The 422-nt window shown below is 38.4% G+C and carries 1 protein-coding gene; it reads left to right on the top strand.

The features are described 5' to 3' along the window. Window positions 1-422 (top strand): FAD-dependent monooxygenase (locus J7R10_RS08930; RefSeq protein WP_208436498.1); only part of this gene is annotated, 422 nt, incomplete at both ends.

The following is a 422-nucleotide window of genomic DNA, read 5'->3' as shown; positions in this document are numbered from 1 at the left end:
AACTTCCCACTTCCAATATACGAGCTCTCGCCCTCGCTGCTGCTTCTATTCGTATGTTAAAACAATTACAATGTTGGAAACATATAAAACCCTATACCCAACCCATTCATTCAATGATCATAACAGATGCATGCACAGATGATCCTGTCAAACCAACTCTTTTAACCTTTGAAGGAGATATCACTCCCAACGAACCCTTTGCTGCTATGGTAGAACAAAGAAAACTCATGAGTGCTTTAAAAAAGCGTGTACAAGATCTGGATATTAATTTCATTACAAATATGCGTGTCGTTGATTTTCATCAAGAAACCCAACACACAACTGTCACATTAAGCAATGAAGAAATATGGCAAACAAAATTACTGATTGCAGCCGACGGAGCGCATTCTCAATTACGCGAAAAAGCAGGCCTTAAAAACTTT

The organism is Bartonella vinsonii subsp. berkhoffii ATCC 51672 (assembly GCF_902825225.1).
Classification (GTDB): domain Bacteria; phylum Pseudomonadota; class Alphaproteobacteria; order Rhizobiales; family Rhizobiaceae; genus Bartonella; species Bartonella berkhoffii.
This window is presented reverse-complemented; position numbering and strand designations above follow the sequence as displayed.